The sequence below is a fragment of the Steroidobacter sp. genome, assembly GCF_036406195.1.
Taxonomy (GTDB): domain Bacteria; phylum Pseudomonadota; class Gammaproteobacteria; order Steroidobacterales; family Steroidobacteraceae; genus Steroidobacter.
The window spans coordinates 518,468-534,784 of sequence record NZ_DASWVW010000027.1; the positions used below are offsets into that span (position 1 = coordinate 518,468).

10 protein-coding genes are annotated in these 16,317 nt (G+C 62.1%); 4 read left to right on the plus strand and 6 right to left on the minus strand.

Translation table 11 applies throughout. The features are described from left to right. Positions 1-124 precede the first annotated feature (124 nt). Together typA and VGE08_RS13845 are read left to right on the plus strand one after the other, a co-directional pair. Positions 125-1,963, plus strand: a complete 1,839-nt coding sequence (gene typA, locus VGE08_RS13840) for a translational GTPase TypA (RefSeq protein WP_331068483.1) — start codon at positions 125-127, stop codon at positions 1,961-1,963. A gap of 305 nt (positions 1,964-2,268) precedes the next feature. After that, positions 2,269-5,829, plus strand: coding sequence for a PAS domain S-box protein (locus VGE08_RS13845; protein ID WP_331068484.1), 3,561 nt, complete (start codon positions 2,269-2,271; stop codon positions 5,827-5,829). A gap of 55 nt (positions 5,830-5,884) precedes the next feature. On the opposite strand, the gene VGE08_RS13850 is transcribed toward VGE08_RS13845, so the two are convergent. From VGE08_RS13850 to VGE08_RS13870, 5 genes are all read right to left on the minus strand, one after another. Continuing rightward, positions 5,885-6,583: a hypothetical protein gene (locus tag VGE08_RS13850; protein WP_331068485.1), complete on the minus strand. Its 699-nt coding sequence runs from the start codon at positions 6,581-6,583 to the stop codon at positions 5,885-5,887. A 111-nt stretch (positions 6,584-6,694) separates the two neighbouring features. Then, entirely contained in the window at positions 6,695-8,179 is a 1,485-nt protein-coding gene (locus tag VGE08_RS13855) for a tryptophan halogenase family protein (protein ID WP_331068486.1), read from the minus strand. 23 nt (positions 8,180-8,202) lie between these two features. After that, entirely contained in the window at positions 8,203-9,225 is a 1,023-nt protein-coding gene (locus VGE08_RS13860) for a cupin-like domain-containing protein (protein WP_331068487.1), read from the minus strand. A gap of 6 nt (positions 9,226-9,231) precedes the next feature. Then, positions 9,232-9,975: a SapC family protein gene (locus VGE08_RS13865; RefSeq protein ID WP_331068488.1), complete on the minus strand. Its 744-nt coding sequence runs from the start codon at positions 9,973-9,975 to the stop codon at positions 9,232-9,234. An 80-nt stretch (positions 9,976-10,055) separates the two neighbouring features. Then, positions 10,056-13,199: a TonB-dependent receptor gene (locus VGE08_RS13870; RefSeq protein WP_331068489.1), complete on the minus strand. Its 3,144-nt coding sequence runs from the start codon at positions 13,197-13,199 to the stop codon at positions 10,056-10,058. A gap of 620 nt (positions 13,200-13,819) precedes the next feature. Here VGE08_RS13870 and VGE08_RS13875 point away from each other — a divergent pair. Continuing rightward, positions 13,820-14,587 carry a SapC family protein gene (locus VGE08_RS13875; protein WP_331068490.1) on the plus strand — a complete coding sequence of 256 codons (768 nt, stop codon included), beginning with the start codon at positions 13,820-13,822 and terminating at the stop codon, positions 14,585-14,587. Between the two features lie 247 nt (positions 14,588-14,834). Next, complete coding sequence (locus tag VGE08_RS13880) at positions 14,835-15,329, plus strand: DUF4112 domain-containing protein (protein ID WP_331068491.1); 495 nt, start codon at positions 14,835-14,837, stop codon at positions 15,327-15,329. A gap of 15 nt (positions 15,330-15,344) precedes the next feature. Here the strand turns inward: VGE08_RS13880 and VGE08_RS13885 are convergent, their stop codons facing one another. After that, positions 15,345-16,151 carry a DeoR/GlpR family DNA-binding transcription regulator gene (locus tag VGE08_RS13885; protein WP_331068492.1) on the minus strand — a complete coding sequence of 269 codons (807 nt, stop codon included), beginning with the start codon at positions 16,149-16,151 and terminating at the stop codon, positions 15,345-15,347. Positions 16,152-16,317: the final 166 nt, after the last annotated feature.

A 16,317-nucleotide genomic window follows, 5' to 3' on the forward strand; every position in this document is an offset into this window, starting at 1 on the left:
CGTCGGGCAAAGACGTAGGGCTCACCGGGGGCGGGACCGAAATAAATATATTGAGCCGGAGGTGGTCGGGACCCCCGCCGGCCCTCTACAATGCGCGCCTTTTTTGCCCTGTCACAATCCCTGCGTGTCAACCTCCCAGCTCCGTAACATCGCCATCATCGCCCACGTCGATCATGGCAAGACCACCCTGGTCGATAAGCTCCTCACGCAGTCGGGTACCCTCGACATGCGCAAGGCCATGCCGGAACGCGTCATGGACTCCAATGCGCTCGAAAAGGAGCGGGGCATCACCATCCTGGCGAAGAACACCGCCATTCGCTGGCGCGACTATCGCATCAACATCGTCGACACCCCCGGTCACGCCGACTTCGGCGGTGAAGTGGAGCGCGTGCTGTCGATGGTGGACTCGGTGCTGCTGCTGGTCGACGCGGTCGACGGCCCGATGCCGCAGACCCGCTTCGTTACGCAAAAGGCGTTTTCGCACGGCCTGCATCCCATCGTCGTGATCAACAAGATCGACCGGCCCGAAGCGCGGCCGAGCTGGGTGCTGGATCAGACGTTCGATCTGTTCGACAAGCTCGGCGCATCCGAATCGCAGCTGGACTTCCCGGTGGTGTACGCCTCGGCGTTGCGAGGTATAGCCGGCAACGCGCCCGACCAGATGGGCACCGACATGACGGCGCTGTATGAAGCCATCGTGAAGCACTGTCCGCCGCCGGATGTGAACGAGAACGGTCCGCTGCAGTTGCAGGTCAGCCAGCTCGACTACTCGAACTACGTCGGCGCCATCGGCATCGGCCGTATCAAGCGCGGCAAGATCCGGAAGAACATGCCAGTGACGGTGGTAGATGCCCAAGGCAAGGCCCGCAACGAGCGCATCATGCAGGTGCTGGGCTTCCTCGGCCTGGATCGCATCGAAGTGGAAGAGGCGAGCGCAGGCGACATCGTGGCCTTCGCGGGCATCGAACATCCGCAGATCTCGGACACGATCTGCGATCCGGCCAAGCCCGAGGCGCTGCCCGCGCTGGTGGTCGACGAGCCGACCATCAGCATGACGTTCGAAGTGAATACGTCGCCGTTCTGCGGTCGGGAAGGTAAGTTCGTCACGAGCCGCCAGATTCGCGAGCGTCTGCTGCGCGAAGTGCGCCATAACGTCGCGCTGCGTGTGGAAGAGACGGACGATCCGGATAAGTTCCGCGTCTATGGCCGCGGCGAGTTGCACCTGGGCGTGCTGCTCGAAAACATGCGGCGTGAAGGCTATGAGCTTGCCGTATCGCGCCCGCGTGTTGTCACGAAAGAAATCGATGGTCAGATGTGCGAGCCATACGAAACGCTCGCGGTCGACCTCGAAGAAAGCTCGCAAGGCGCTGTCATGCAGGCTCTTGGCGAGCGTGGCGGACAGCTGACCGGCATGGTTCCGGACGGCAAGGGCCGTGTGCGTTTGGACTACAAAATTCCTTCGCGCGGGCTGATCGGTTTCCAGACCGAATTCCGCACCATGACGTCCGGTCTCGGTCTCATGCATCACATCTTCGATCACTTCGGTCCGGTGCTCGACAAGGAAGTGGGGCAGCGGCAGAACGGCGTGCTGATTTCCAACGGGCAGGGCAAGGCGCTGGCCTATGCGCTGTTCAGCTTGCAGGAGCGTGGCAAGCTCATGGCCTCGCATGGCGACGAGGTGTACGAAGGCCAGATCATCGGCATTCACAGCCGCGACAACGATCTGGTGGTGAATCCGCTCAAGGCCAAGAAGCTCACCAACATGCGCGCCGCCGGCCGCGACGAAAACATCATCCTGGTGCCGCCGATTCGTTATTCGCTGGAACAGGCGATGGAGTTCATCGCGGATGACGAGTTGGTTGAAGTGACGCCGTCCAACATTCGGGTGCGCAAGCGCTTGCTGAAGGAGAATGATCGCAAGCGCGCCGGCTACAAGTCGTCCTCGGAGGACGCGGACGAGTAGTCTGGTTCTCGTTGCCTGATCGGCCGGAAGACCACTCCTGACCAGGGGTGGATCGTTCCGGCTGAACCAAGCCGACAAAGGACGTCAGTTATTGCCGACCTTCCGCACCCCGCACACCTCCATAGGACATAACCCGCGTTCATCCCTAGGTAGGATGCCGTGCTTTCACATAAATCCGGGAGCTGTTTCACACCGCCTTGAGCGTCAACGTCTTACGATGCTTCACAATCGGTACTACTTCACAACCAACAAAGCGGGGACGGTGACGGCGCGGACCAGGCGCCGCGCGGCGTCGAGTAGACGACATGCATCGACTACTAGATCGGCAGATCAGGGAAGCGACGCGCTCGGACGGCGAGCTCGATCTCGGCAAGCTGCTTGCCGCAATCAGCTGTACCTATGGCAAAACCGATGAGGAACGCCGCGGCATCGTGCGTTCCATGCAGCTCATGTCCGATGAGGCCACTGCGCTGACTCGGGAGCTGCGCGAAAGCACCGCCAGTCAACTGCAGGCCGTACTCGATCACGTGAAGGACGTGATCATGACCGTCGACGATGCTGGTCACATTGCCTCCATGAACGTCACCGGTCAGCGCGTGTTCGGCCACGCCGAAGCCGATGCGATCGGCCGGCCGCTGAGTTTCCTCTTGCCGCAACTCGCGTCCCAACAATCCATCATCACCGCGCTGGAACAACTCGCCGCTCGCCTCGACGACACGCAAGTAGATCTGGCTCCGCACGAGACACTGGGCCAGCGCAGCGACAACACGCAGTTCTCCGCAGAAATAGCGGTCAGCAAGACGAAGATGAATCGTCGCGAAGTGTTCGTCGTCTGCTTGCGTGACACGACGGATCGAAAGATGGCCGAAGCGGCGTTGCGCGACAGCGAGGCACGCTATCGCACGCTCGTCGAGCACGCGCCGGAAATCATCGTGGTCGTCGATCTGGACGACAATCGGCTGATCGATGTGAACGAGAACGCGGTCCGCTTCTTCAAGATGGATCGCGAGGCGCTGCTCAAGAGCAGTCCGGACACGCTGTGTCCGCCCCATCAACCGGACGGCTCGTTGTCATCCCACTCCCACCGCGCGCAGTTCGATCGCACGCTGGCCGGCGAAGCGCCGGTGCTCGAATGGGTGTTCCGGGACAGTTTCGGCAACGACATTCCTTGTGAAGTACGTTGGGTACGCCTGCAGTCGCACGGCCAACGCCTGGTTCGCGGCAGCATCACCGACATCACCGAGCGCAAGCGCGCTGAATTGCTGGCTGCCGGTGAGCGGCGCGTGTTCGAGCGCCTCGCGGCAAATGTCGATCTGCGTATCACGTTGCAAGCGATTACCGATGTCGTCGAGCGTGTCGCGCCGGACTGTGTTTGCGCCATCCGCATGCTGGATGATGAAGGCAAGCATCTTACGTTGTGTTCCGGCCCGCGCTTGCCTGCCGTGTATGCGCAGGCGATGGAAGGAGTCACCGTCGCTGCCCGCAACGGGTCGTGTGCGGCAGCCGTCTATTTGCAACGCCAGGTCATCGTCGCGGATATCGCGCGCGATGCGCTGTGGGAGAACGCACGGGACGCAGTGCTGGCTGCAGGATTGCGCAGTTGCTGGTCCACATTGATCCATTCGTCCGACGGCCGGGTTCTGGGCACGTTGGCTTTGTACTTCCGTGCGCCGAAGAGCCCGATGCGGCGGGACTTCGAACTGATGTCGCGCATGACGCAGCTGGCTGGCATTGCCATCGAGCGCCGCTTCGCCGAGAACGCGCTGCGCGACAGCGAGGCTCGTTACCGTCGCCTGTTCGATAACGTCATGGAAGGTGTGTATAGCTCCACCAGCGATGGCCGTTTCGTTTCGGTAAATCCGGCGCTGGCGCGAATGGTGGGCTATTCCACGCCGGCCGAACTGCTGGCGCAGCCATCGACGCGGCTGTATGCCGATCCCGCCGAACGTGATGCAATCGTCGCCACCATCGAACGCGATGGCGAAGTCCGCAATGCCGAGTTTCAGATGCGCCGCGTGGACGGCACCGTGCTCACGGTGATCGAGAACGCACGGGCCGTGCGAGACAAGAGCGGCCAATTGATCGGCTACGAAGGAACGATATCGGACATCAGCGAGCGCAAGCGCGCCGAGACGGCGGTGTTCGAGGAAAAAGAAAAAGCTCAGGTGACGTTGCAGTCCATCGGCGATGGCGTCATCACCACCGACGCGGCGGGTTGCATCGAAACGTTGAATCCCGTTGCCGAGAATCTCACCGGCTGGGAGGCGAGCGAGGTATGTGGCCGGAAGCTGCACGAAGTCTTCAACATCCTCAATGAAGGCACTCGCGAGCCTCTGGAAGATCCGGTCAGTCGCGCGCTACGCGAAGGCCGTGTCATCGCCGTGGCGGATCAGACCGTGCTGATCAATCGGCGGGGCCAGGAAATCGCCATCCAGGATTCGGCGGCGCCGATTCGCGACCGCTCTGGCAAGATCATCGGTGCGGTCATGGTGTTTCATGACGTGAGCAAGGAGCGCCGCCTGCGCCGCGCGCTCGCGTATCAAGCCAGCCACGATGCCTTGACCGGCCTCATCAATCGCCGCGAGTTCGAGAACCGGCTCAACGAAGCGCTGCTGACCGCGCGCTCCGATGAGGGCACGACGCATGGCTTGCTGTATCTGGACCTGGATCAGTTCAAGCTCGTCAACGACACCTGCGGCCATCAGGCCGGCGACCGCCTGCTGAAGCAGATCACAGGGCTGTTGCAGACACGCATCCGAGCCAGCGACACGATCGCGCGCCTGGGCGGCGATGAGTTCGGCGTGCTGCTGCAGGACTGCACTGCCGATCGCGCCGCCAAGATCGCCGACAATCTTCGCCAGGCCATTCTCGAGTATCGATTCGAGTGGCAGGACGGCGCGATGAACGTCGGCGTCAGCATCGGCATCGTCGAGATCAACAGCGCCAGCGAGAGCATCGGCAGCGTCATGGCCGCTGCGGACGTGGCCTGCTATGCGGCCAAGGATTCAGGGCGCAATCGCGTGCACATGTACCAGGACGGTTCGGCACCCGAACGGCATCGCGAGATGCAGTGGGTGTCGCGACTGACTCGGGCTTGCGAGGAGAATCGGCTCGAGCTCTATTACCAACCCATCGTGCCCATCGGTACGACTCGCGATACGCGCGGCCACTATGAGTTGCTGGTGCGGATGCGCGGCGAGCACGGCGAGTTGGTGCAGCCGGCGGAGTTCATTCCTGCGGCGGAACGATACAACGTGATGCCCATGATCGACCGGTGGGTCGTCAGGCAGGCGCTGGGCGCGCTGGCGCATTACCGCGCGGATGGTGATCCGAAGCATGGCTATACACTGTCGATCAATCTCTCCGGCACCTCGTTGAACGACGATCGCTTCCTCGAGTTCTTGATCAACGAGCTGCAGACCTACGACTTGAGCCCCGGCGCGGTGTGCTTCGAAATCACCGAGACCGCGGCCATTTCCAATCTGGCCAACGTCGTGCATTTCATGCGCGAGTTCCGGGCGCGCGGCTGTTTGTTCTCCCTGGACGACTTCGGCAGCGGCTTGTCGTCCTTCATGTACTTGAAGAATCTGCCGGTGGATTTCCTGAAGATCGACGGCTCGTTCATCCAGAACGTGACCACGGACCATGTCGATCGCAGCATGGTGGAGGCGATCACCCAGATCGGCCGCGCCATGGGATTGAAGACCATCGCCGAACGGGTCGAAAGCGCCGAGGTGCTGAAGTGCCTGGCCGACATTGGCGTCGAGTATGCGCAGGGTATCTATATCGCCACGCCCGAGTCGGTGGAAGCGTTGAGCCGCATCACCCGGACGCATCCGCAGCTGCGACTGGTGCACTCGGCTTAGTTGCTGCGGGTGGGGATGTGATCCTCCACGGCGCTACCTGAGCGACCGACTATGGCTACGCCGCGGCTGCCGGTCGATTGGCATCTCGCAGTGCCGCCTTCGCTACGGCAGGCTCGATCGTTTCCCCGGCCTCCCGGGCGATCGCGCACAGCAGACGCACCGCATCGCCGGGTTTCTTGTCGCTGCCGGCGGCGAGCTTCAGTTTGTGGTGCTCGAAAGTGGCTCGCAGTCCCTCGGCGGCGATCTTCAATGCGTCCTCAGCGCCCCCTTGTTTCATTTCCGTGATGGTGTCCTCCGCGGCTTTGCTGGCGCGCGTGAGCCATTCAAGCGTCTGGGTGCTTTGGGGGCGGGCGAGGACAGGGGAGCCGAACAGCTTCGTGCCCAGAGCATCGAACGCCTTGCGCTCTATCGCCGTGGCCTTGCCGGTGTTGGCTTGCTGCAGCCACTCGGCCAGCGCGCTGGCATGTTTGTGGAACGTGCGCAGTGACTGGCGCAAGTCCGTTTGCGCGTCGCCGGCCCTGAGGGCATGTTCGCGACGATAACGCTTGGCCAGGCCAGAGACATGCTCGACGAATTCGTCGGCGTCCTTGATCTCACGTGCCACCGCTTCCAGGCGCTTGCCGATCTTGACGACCTTGGCCGGAGGGCTCTTGTTCGCAGGCGAGGACGACGACTTGGCTTTGGCGGACTTGGCGGACTTGGCGGACTTGGCGGACCGGGCGGACTGGGCAGGCATGGCGATATTACGGCTCATTTGGAGGGCCGCTATTCTGCACCAAGCCAGTGGTTGGTGGTTGGCGGTTAGGGGTTAGTTCGGAACTGTAGCCATATGGCTCTTCTCTGGCTAACCACTAACCACCAACCGCTAATCACTGCGGCAGTAGCCGTTGATGAAGTCCTGATGCCGGGGCAGCCGCGCCACCGTCTGGGCGACGTTGGCTTTCAAGCTGTGCAGGACACGCGAGAGCTCGTGATCCTGCATGCCGCGCGGCGAGGCGTGATAGTGTTTGGGCACGATGCCCTGGCCGAGCAGCACCTGTACCCAGGAGTCGACGCGGAACAGCTCGTCTGCAGCCTGATAGGCGTGGCCGCCTTCCTTGAACAACTCGACGCGCCGCGCCAGTGATTCCGGAATCGTCATGTTCCTGCAGTAGCGCCAGAACGGCGAATCGTCCCGGTCGGTGGTGTGATAGTGCAGGATGATGAAGTCTCGAATCCGCTCCATCTCCAGGCGCGACTCTTCATTGAACTGATCGACGAACGGCTGGCGCACGCCATCGAACGGAAACAGCTGCATCAAGCGCGTCGCCGCGGTGATGATCACGTGAATGGCGGTGGACTCCAGCGGCTCGACAAAGCCCGCGGCCAGGCCCATGGCGACCACGTTCTTGTTCCAGGTCAGGCGCCGCTGGCCGGGCTTGAACTTCAGCAGCATCGGCGGCCGCACCGGATTGCCGCTGACCGCTTGCATCAACTTCTGTTTGGCGTCGTCGTCGGACAGGTAGCGGCTGCAGAAAACGAAGCCGTTGCCCATGCGATGCTGCAGCGGAATCAACCAGCGCCAGCCGACTTCATGCGCGATGGCGCAGGTGTACGGATTGGGCGAGCCGGTGATTTCGGTTTGCACCGCGACCGCGCTGTCGCACGGCAGCCAGTGCGACCAGTCCTCGAACCCGGTATGCAGGGTCTGCTCGATCAACAGCGCCCGGAAGCCGGTGCAATCGATGAACAGGTCGCCGGGCACAACGCGCTCCGATTCCAGCGTCAGCGACTCGACGAAGCCGGTCGTGGGATGCTGCTGCACAGACTTGATCTTGCCCTCGACGCGCTTGACGCCCCGAGCCTCGGCAAAGCGCCGCAGGAACCTGGCGTATGCCGACGCGTCGATATGGAACGCATAGTTGATATCGGATTGAGGCGACGTGCCGAAACGGCCTTCCTTCGCCGCCAGCCATTCGACGCAGTATTCGCCCAGCTCGGAATTCAACCCGGCGCGCAGGCCGTGCAACCAGAAGTGATGAAACTCGCACAGCCAGGTCGGCTTGCCATGGCGGCCGAACGGGTGGATGTAGCGATCGCCGATCTGGCCCCAGTTCTCGAACCAGATACCCAGCTTGAAGGTCGCCGAGACGCTGCGCATGAACTCCTGTTCGTCGATGCCGAGCAGTTGATGAAAGATGCGGATCGGCGGCACGGTCGATTCGCCGACGCCGATCGTGCCGATCTCCTCGGACTCCACCAGCGTGATATCGAGCAAAGGCCCGAGCTGATGGGCGAGGGCGGCGGCCGTGATCCAACCGGCGGTGCCTCCACCGGCAATGACGACTTTCTTGACGGCACTGGCGCTCATGGTTGCTCCGGGTCGCTCCGCATTCAACGATTCAAGTTGTTGAGCAGCATGGCCCGGATGCGGCGCGCGCTGCTGTCGTCCAACGGTCCGAGCGCCCCGCGGGCCTGCTCGGGAAGATGCTCGCCGGCGCGCTCCGCCGGGCCGAACACGTAGAAGTCGAATATTTCCTTCCAGGCGCGCTTCTCGCGCTCGGGCCGGTCACGCAAGGTCCACATCGCGTGATACAGCGCGTTCATCGGCGACGGGATGAACTTCGGCGAAGTGCTCCACCAATAGTTGATGAGCGTATTGAACGGACTGAGTGCTTCCACGTGATGCCACCACAGGCTCGGCACGAACACGGCATCGCCCGGCTCGAGCTCGGCGGCCTGGCCAACGGCCAGTGCGTCCCGGAAGCGGGGAAAGCGCTCGAAGTCGGGATTCGTAAAGTCCACCAGGCTCACGGCCTGGCCACCCGGCGTCGGCTCCAGCGGTCCCGGATACAGATTCACGATCTGATCCGGAGGAAACATCGTAAAGCGGCGCCGCCCGACGGCACAGCAGGCGAGGTTGTTGGGTGCATCGTAGTGGCACGACGCGATGGTGCGATTGCCGATCCAGATGCTCGCGAGCGCATCGAAGCCGTGCGCAGCCAACGGCACGTCGTTCTCGCGCCGGAAGCCGGGCAGGCAGGCGTCGATGGTGGTGGAGCCGATGTAGTTGGTGGGCGGCAGCTCGTCTTCGAGATGTTTCTCGATATCCATCAGCACCTGATCCAGCGCTGCGCGCTCACCACGAAAATTCAGCTCGGTGTAGTCGTCGTTATAAAACAGGCGTCCTTTGATCCGTGGCCCGCCGCGCGAGGTGCCGACTGTCTTGCCGTTGTAGAACGTTCGCAGATAACTCATGGCCTCGTGATGCGAGCGCAAGCCTGCCTGCACCAGCGGCCATTGAGCGACCAATCCCTTCAGAACCACCGGCTCATCGCCGGCCAGCAGCTCCGCCAGTGGCAACGTCTCGGCGGTATAGCCGTGCAGCTCACGCGTTCGCTGAGTGATGCCGGTCATGATGCTTCAGGCCACCCCCGCGAGCTTGCGCCGCTGGCGATGTTTCATGTCGATGAGCTTTTTCATGTTGTTGAGCGAGGCGATCACCAGGAAGGCGCCTTGCAGAAATCCCGCGCTGTTCAGCCGGTACAAGGCGTCGCCGTCCAGCCGACGCAGCTTTTCTTCGCTGATGGTATACAGGCCGCGCAGGTCGAACTGCTCCTCGGCATTGAACTTCACCTCGACGTTCACCGGCTCGATCAGCTCGTGGGCGGTGAAGGCCTCGAACATGGCCTTGCTGACGGCGAGGCCCTGATGAATTCCCTGCAGGATGTTGCCGATTCGTTCCAGGTAACGCGTGTTACCTCCCTGCGGCAAGAATACCGGCTCGCCTTCGCTGCGGCTGATGCGTGGATTGTCCAGATCGACGTGGATGACCGGTTCCCTGCGCAATTCGCCATTCACGTCCTGGTTCTGAAAGCCGATGAGAAAAGGCCCGCGGGCCACGATGCCCGGGATGTAGGCGGCTTGCCAGGCGCCGTCTTCGAGAAACAGATTCTCGTCGGGCTGCAAGCCCAGCAGCGCGATCGATTGGAATTCGCCGCTCTGGGCATCTTTGCGAAAGAAGATCGGATACTCGCGCTGCACGTCCCCGTACTCGGTGGGGAAGGTCAGCACGGTGCCGATGTTGTCGCCAAACTCGGCGCCATACCGAGTGATCACCCGCAAATCGTGATGGGCGACGTTGTTGAGCATGACGTGCCTGGCCACCAGACCTCCTGAAGCGTCAGCGGACCAACACAACGGGCCACCGTGGGAGCGGTGGCCCGTTGCGTTCCGGCCAGCTTCGGCTAGAACCTGTACCGCGCTCCGAGAGCGTAGCGCGCACCCTGGTCTTCGACATACCAGGGCTGCAGTACGGAGCGGCCGTGCCAGCGTACATCCTCTTCCGTGAGGTTCAAACCTTCGAACGACAGCGACAGCTTGTCGTTCACGTCGTAGCCGATGCTCAAGTCGACCTGGTAGTACTCCTCCACGTACTCGGGATTGCGGAAGTTGCCGCGGTTGGTGTTCTGCAGGAACTCGTCGCGCCAGTTGTAGGCCAGACGCACCTGGAAGCCGTACTTCTCGTACATCAGGATGACGTTGGCCGAGTCGCTCAGGCCGAGCAGGGCGAACTGGTTGATGTTCGGATCGCCGGCGTCGTTGAAGCTCACGTCACCCTTGACGATGGTGTAGTTCGCCTGGATGCCGAAGCCGGTGTCGCCGAAGAAGTGCTGACCGCCCAGCTCCCAGCCGTGGATCTTCGCGTCCTTGTTGTTGACCGGGCGCGTGACGTTGAACAGGTACTCCGGGTCTTCCGGATTCGGGAACAGGTCGTACTGCGTTGCGAACGCCAGGTGCTGCGCTTCGGAGCCGTCGAAATTCTCGGCGCCGCCTGCCCACGTAACACCGCTGGCGGTAGTGAAGGTTTCCGGGTGTTCCATCATGGCCATCATCACGAACAGATTGGTGTCATCCGTGCCGTAACCGCGTGCGATCAGCTCGGCCCGTGCCGCCTGCGCGCGCGGGCCCGAAGTCTGGTCCGTGATATTGAACAAGCCGTGCGTGTTCACTTCCTGGCCGATGAAGTTCGCGACCTTCTTGTGGAAGAAGCCGGCCGAGACATAGCTGGCATCGCCCAGATACCACTCCAACGATACGTCGATGTTGTCGGACTCCAGCGGTTCCAGTTGAGTGTTGGACGCGTTGGCCGTGGGGCGCATGCCGTTGATGGTCGTGCCCTGCGAGCCACCGATGTCCACGCCAGCGCGCAGCTGGTTGTATTGCGCGCGTGCGATGGTCTTGCTGTAGGAGAAGCGGGCCTTGACGTCCTGTACCACTTCGATGTCGAAGTCGAAGTTCGGCAGCACATGGTCGTAGTCGGTCTGGTCTCTCAGCGCCTGCCACTCGACGCCCTGCCACTCGGAGAAGTCGTTGTTGTCCTGCCAGATCAGGCCGCGGGGAATGAGCATGTTGGAGACGGCTTCAACGTCGGTCCGCTCGTAGCGCACACCCAGCAGGATGTTGGCGGGCCGCGAGAAGATATCGCGACTCATGCCGAACTGGAGATAAGCGCCGACCGTGTCTTCCGACACGGTGTGGTCCTGGTCGAAAGCGGGATTGAAAGACAGCACACCATTGGTCTGGCTGGCATCGCGCCAGGTGCCGTAGTTGGCCACCGCCCACTGTGCCAGGGCATTCGCATTGCCTTTCCAGCCGGACTGCGGCACGCCCGCGGTCCCAAAGTCGTCGAACTGGCCGACCAGACTGAACGGCTGCAGCAGATCCCGCGGCAACTCGCCAGGGCTGGCGACACCCCAGTCGCCCAAGGTCATCTGCGCATTCGAAGCGCGCTGGCGCGATTCCATCACGCGCGTCTCCACGCCGAATTGCAGGCGATTGCCATTGTCGAACTTCAGATCGTGGTTGAGGCGCGCCTCGGTAATGTCGCTGACCTGCTCCTGGAAGTTGATACGCAGGTATTGGCTGCCCAGGTGGTCCGGGGTGAAGGCGAAGTTGGCATCGCCGCCGGAAGTCGGTGCGGTCGCGGTCGGGTCGGTGAAGATTGTGCGCTGAGCCAGCGGCAAGCCGCTGTTGAACAGGAACGTCTGCACGAAGCGGTTGGTGCAGACGCCTGGAGAAACGCAGGTGCTCGGCACGCGCGCCGCGAAGCTGAACAGCGTTTCGCCGCCGCCGGTGAGGGAATCGCTGGGCAAGCTCTCCATCTTCGAGTCGTGTATGTCGAAGCCGATCGAGAAGTTGTCGGACACCTGCCACTGGGCGTTGAAGCCGATGGACTTCAACTCGTTGGTCTGCTCGCGATGCTGCTGCTCGAAGCCGAAGTCCTTGGCGGTGCCTTCGTCCTCCTCGATCAGCAGCGGCGTCGCGACCGAGCGGCCGGTGTCGAACTCCACGCGGCGGAAGCGGTTGGCGTTCATCCACAGCGTCTGGTCGCCGCGATCCTCGATGAGCTCCATTTCCGCGTAGGTGTAGTCGGCGGTCAGTGTCAGCGTGTCGGTGGGAGCGAACTGCACCGTCAGTTGCGCGTTGGTGCGCTCGCGTTCGCGATCCGAGAAGTGATAGCGAATGTCGTTCGGAATGGCGTACAGCGAACCCACCGCGGGTGCGTTGACGATCGTGGCGCCCGGAGCGAACTGGGTGGTCTGGTTGGCGGGATCCCAGGTGCGGATGTTCCAGTCGTTGACCGTCGAGCTGGAGGAGCCGCTGTCGCGCTTCTGATAGCTGGCGGACAGGCCGACGCCCCAGGTCTTGTCGTCGTTGGCATAGCTGAAGATGCCGGAAACTTCCGGAGTCACATCGTCGCCGGTGCGATTGGTGGTGTCGTTGACGGCCTTGAGGCCGACGTTCATCACCGGCTCGTCGTTGTCGAACGGCCGCGCCGTGCGCACGTTCACCGTGGCGCCGATGCCGCCGGTCGCAATGTTTGCACGGCCGGTCTTGTAGACCTCGATGGCGCTGATGCTCTCGCTCGCCAGGTTGGCGAAATTGAAGGCACGCGACTGACCGGCGATGCCGCCGTCGCCAGTGTTGCCGCCGGCGAATGCATCGGCTGCGGGCATGGTGCGTCCGTTCAATGTCACCATGTTGTAGCGGCCGTCGAAGCCGCGAGCCGTCACACGAGCGCCTTCGCCGTTGCGACGGTCGATGGAAATGCCGGTGATGCGCTGGAGCGACTCGGACAGGTTGCTGTCCGGAAACTTGCCGATGTCTTCCGCGCTGATGGCGTCGACCACGCCGATCGCGTCGCGCTTGATGTCCATGGCGGTTTCCAGGCTGGCCCTGAGGCCGGTCACCACGACTTCCTCCAGGTTGCCTTGTCCTGGCGTGGTGGAGCTCTGCTCCTCCGGAGCGGCCTGAGCGAATGCACCCTTCATGGGTGCAGCCGAGGCGAGCGCCGCGGCAATGGCTATCGCGAGCCTGCTGTGCTTCATCATGATTCCCCCTGATTTAGCGGACGTCGATCAATTCAGTTGTCGAAACTTCTCCAACGATGCCGGCGAGGGTAGGGAGATACCGCTACCATCGCCGCCGGATATCGCGCTTGCGAAAGCCTGACCTCAGCGGTGTTGCCGCAGGCAGCAGGAATCGAAACGACGATGGATTGCGAGCTGGCTGAAGTGACGAGCCAGCCATGAAATATCGATACGGTTGCATGCGCCCGAACAAGGGCGATAGCGGTCTGCAGCGCGGGCCCTGCCTGACATCGCTGTCAATTCGCGGTGCTCAAAATGTCGTTCCACCCTGTACGACACGTGTATCCCCTCGTGATACCGCTATCATTCTTGGGCCATAAGATGATCCAGTCCGCGGCTGTTTGCAACACCTATTGCCACATTGCCGTTTTCACCGGATGAGCAGGCGGGCCGGACTGCTGCTGGCAGGCACTGCTCATGCGACGCAAGTCCGCAGGATCAGATGTTTTTTTCCGTGTCCACGACGTGTGACACAGCTCGCGGCGTGCCCGATCCATGACGCGATCGTCATCAATTCAGCGTTGCCGTGCGCGTTCGGGCGGGACAAAATCGCGCGCCTTCAATGAAACGGAAAACCCATGACTGACGCCGCTCCCGCGCCCGACGCACCCGCTCCCTTGCCGATGTTCTATAAGCAGCCCATGCCGCTGGAGCCACAGCGCCATGCGACGGCGGGCTTGAAGTCGGATGCGACGTACCTCTTTGCAGCCACCACCAACGCGCTACCGCTGACTGCATCGGAAATGCTGCTGGCCGCGCGAACCTATCCCATCGTGTTCTCCACCAGCACTCCGACTGTGCCGTTCGCGGTGGTCGGTTTGAGGGATCACGAGAACCTGTTCGTGAACGAGGCGGGCGCTTGGCGCGAAGACAGCTATATTCCGGCCTATGTACGCCGCTATCCGTTCATTTTCTCGGAGGTGCCGGAACAGCAGCGCCTCGTGTTGTGCATCGACGAAGCCGCCGACAGTTTCGAGAGCGCGTCAGCGGCGCGGCCGCTGTTCGCCGATGGCAAACCCACTGACGCCCTACAGCGTGCTCTGCAGTTCAGCGAGACCTTTCAGGCTCACTACATGGACACGCGTCGCTTCGGCGAATGGCTGGACAAGAACAACATGCTCGAGGATCGCGTCGCGCGCGCCGATCTCGGCGGCGGTCAGACATTCACGTTGCGTGGCTTCAAACTGATGAACCCCGAGCGCTTGCAGACACTGGAAGACTCGCAGGTGCTCGAGTTGCACAGGAAGGGCTGGTTGCCACTGCTGCATTTCCATTTGCAGTCGTTGAACAACTGGGCATTGCTCGGCTCGCTGGTTCGCTCGCGGGGCGGCTTGAAGCCGTCTTGATTTGGCTCGCCTGGACTCTCCGGGCCGGGCGTTGAATCGCCCGGCCGCACGCGCCGATTCGAGCACCATCCAGCATTTTTTTGATGGGCGCGTCCAGCCCGGCGAAACTTTGTCGCTCGCGCCGAGCGCACCCGAGAAGAAGGACCACGAGCCCGCTTGGTTGCCTGTGCTGGCCGGGCAGAGTGTTGCTCGCGAGTCGAGGCGGTTTGAAACTGGAACCGGGATGTTCGACAGGCGTTGCTGAAGCATGAAAACGGTCAGCGGGACATTGATCACGTCCAAGGGCGCCGACAGCGCCGAGCGCATCAGACGGCTGCGCGCGCTGGCCTGGCTGATGGATAATTCCATCCCGCTACCGGGCGGACTCCGCATCGGCATCGATCCGCTGATCGGCCTGATTCCCGGTATTGGCGACGCCATCGCTGCTGTCATCTCCACCTACATCATCAATGAAGCGCGCGATCTGGGCGCGCCGCGCAGCGTGCTGTTGAGGATGATGAGCAACGTGGTGATCGATACCGTCATCGGCGCGATTCCATTTGCCGGCGATCTGTTCGACGCCGGCTTCAAGGCAAACACCCGGAATCTCGCGTTACTCGCTCAGTATCAGCTGGACCCCGTGAAGAGCCGGCGCGGCAGCCGGTTGTTCGTCGCGGGCTTTTTCCTGCTGCTGGTGTTGCTGATTGCCGTGCTGGTCGCGATTCCTGTGATGATCGTGCTCGGTATTGCACAGCTCTTCTGAAATCGGCGCCTGAGGTCAGACCAGCCGCACGTCGACGCCTTTTGCCCGAATCGCCTCGATACAGGCCGCGTCGGCGTTGGTATCGGTGATCAGTACGTCCATCTGATCCACCGGCGCGATCACCGAGAGATTCCGTCGCAACAACTTCGAAGAGTCCGTAACCGCGACCACGCGTTGTGAGATACGGATCATCTGCGCGTTCAATTGCGCTTCCAGCACATAAGGAGTCATCAAGCCGATCTCCGGGTCGAGGCTGTCCACGCCCAGGAACAGCACATCGGCATGCAGCGTGCTCAGGGCCTGCTCAGCCTGCGGGCCCGACAGGGAAAAGGATTTCTGGCGCAGCACGCCGCCGGGGATGATGACGTTCACGTGCGACGAGTTCGCCAGCAGCACGGCAATGTTGAGGGCGTTCGTAATTACATTGATTGAGCCCAGCTTCAGAGTACGAATCTGCTTGGCGATCTCCGCGGTGGTCGTGCCCGAGTCGAGAATCACCGTTTCGCCATCGCGGATCAGCTCGGCCGCGGCGGTGGCGATTCTCACTTTCTCGGCGCGACGCAATGTTTGTTTGACGTCGATCGGCAGCTCGTCGCTGTCGCCACGCGGTAGGGCGCCGCCATGCGTTCGGACCACCACTCCCAGTTGTTCCAGCGCCGACAAATCGGTGCGAATGGTGACCGCGGAGACGCCGAAGCTCCGTGCGAGCTCGGACACCGTGCCCTGAGTGTTCGTCTCGATCAGCTGGCGAATGCGCCGCCGGCGTTCCTCCATCGAAACCGCGCCGTTGCCGCCTGCGGTGCCGTTCTTGAGTCTGGCCATGGGTCTGCGTCCTTCGAAAAAATAGACTTTCGTTTTCCAGCGTAGCGAAAGCATAGCCCATTAGTTAACCGGTTCCAAGTCAATACGAAAGTAAACGAAAGTTTCTTGTGCTTTCGATTTCCGTGGCATAGGATCGCCGCACCTGGCCAGAAAGCATGAGCCACGC

Excerpts from the sequence above, each read along its gene's own strand:
- VGE08_RS13845 (WP_331068484.1), top strand. The coding sequence starts at position 2,269 with ATGCATCGACTACTAGATCGGCAGATCAGGGAAGCGACGCGCTCGGAC.
- VGE08_RS13850 (WP_331068485.1), bottom strand. The coding sequence starts at position 6,583 with ATGAGCCGTAATATCGCCATGCCTGCCCAGTCCGCCCGGTCCGCCAAG.
- VGE08_RS13855 (WP_331068486.1), bottom strand. The coding sequence starts at position 8,179 with ATGAGCGCCAGTGCCGTCAAGAAAGTCGTCATTGCCGGTGGAGGCACC.
- VGE08_RS13860 (WP_331068487.1), bottom strand. The coding sequence starts at position 9,225 with ATGACCGGCATCACTCAGCGAACGCGTGAGCTGCACGGCTATACCGCC.
- VGE08_RS13870 (WP_331068489.1), bottom strand. The coding sequence starts at position 13,199 with ATGAAGCACAGCAGGCTCGCGATAGCCATTGCCGCGGCGCTCGCCTCG.
- VGE08_RS13875 (WP_331068490.1), top strand. The coding sequence starts at position 13,820 with ATGACTGACGCCGCTCCCGCGCCCGACGCACCCGCTCCCTTGCCGATG.
- VGE08_RS13880 (WP_331068491.1), top strand. The coding sequence starts at position 14,835 with ATGAAAACGGTCAGCGGGACATTGATCACGTCCAAGGGCGCCGACAGC.
- VGE08_RS13885 (WP_331068492.1), bottom strand. The coding sequence starts at position 16,151 with ATGGCCAGACTCAAGAACGGCACCGCAGGCGGCAACGGCGCGGTTTCG.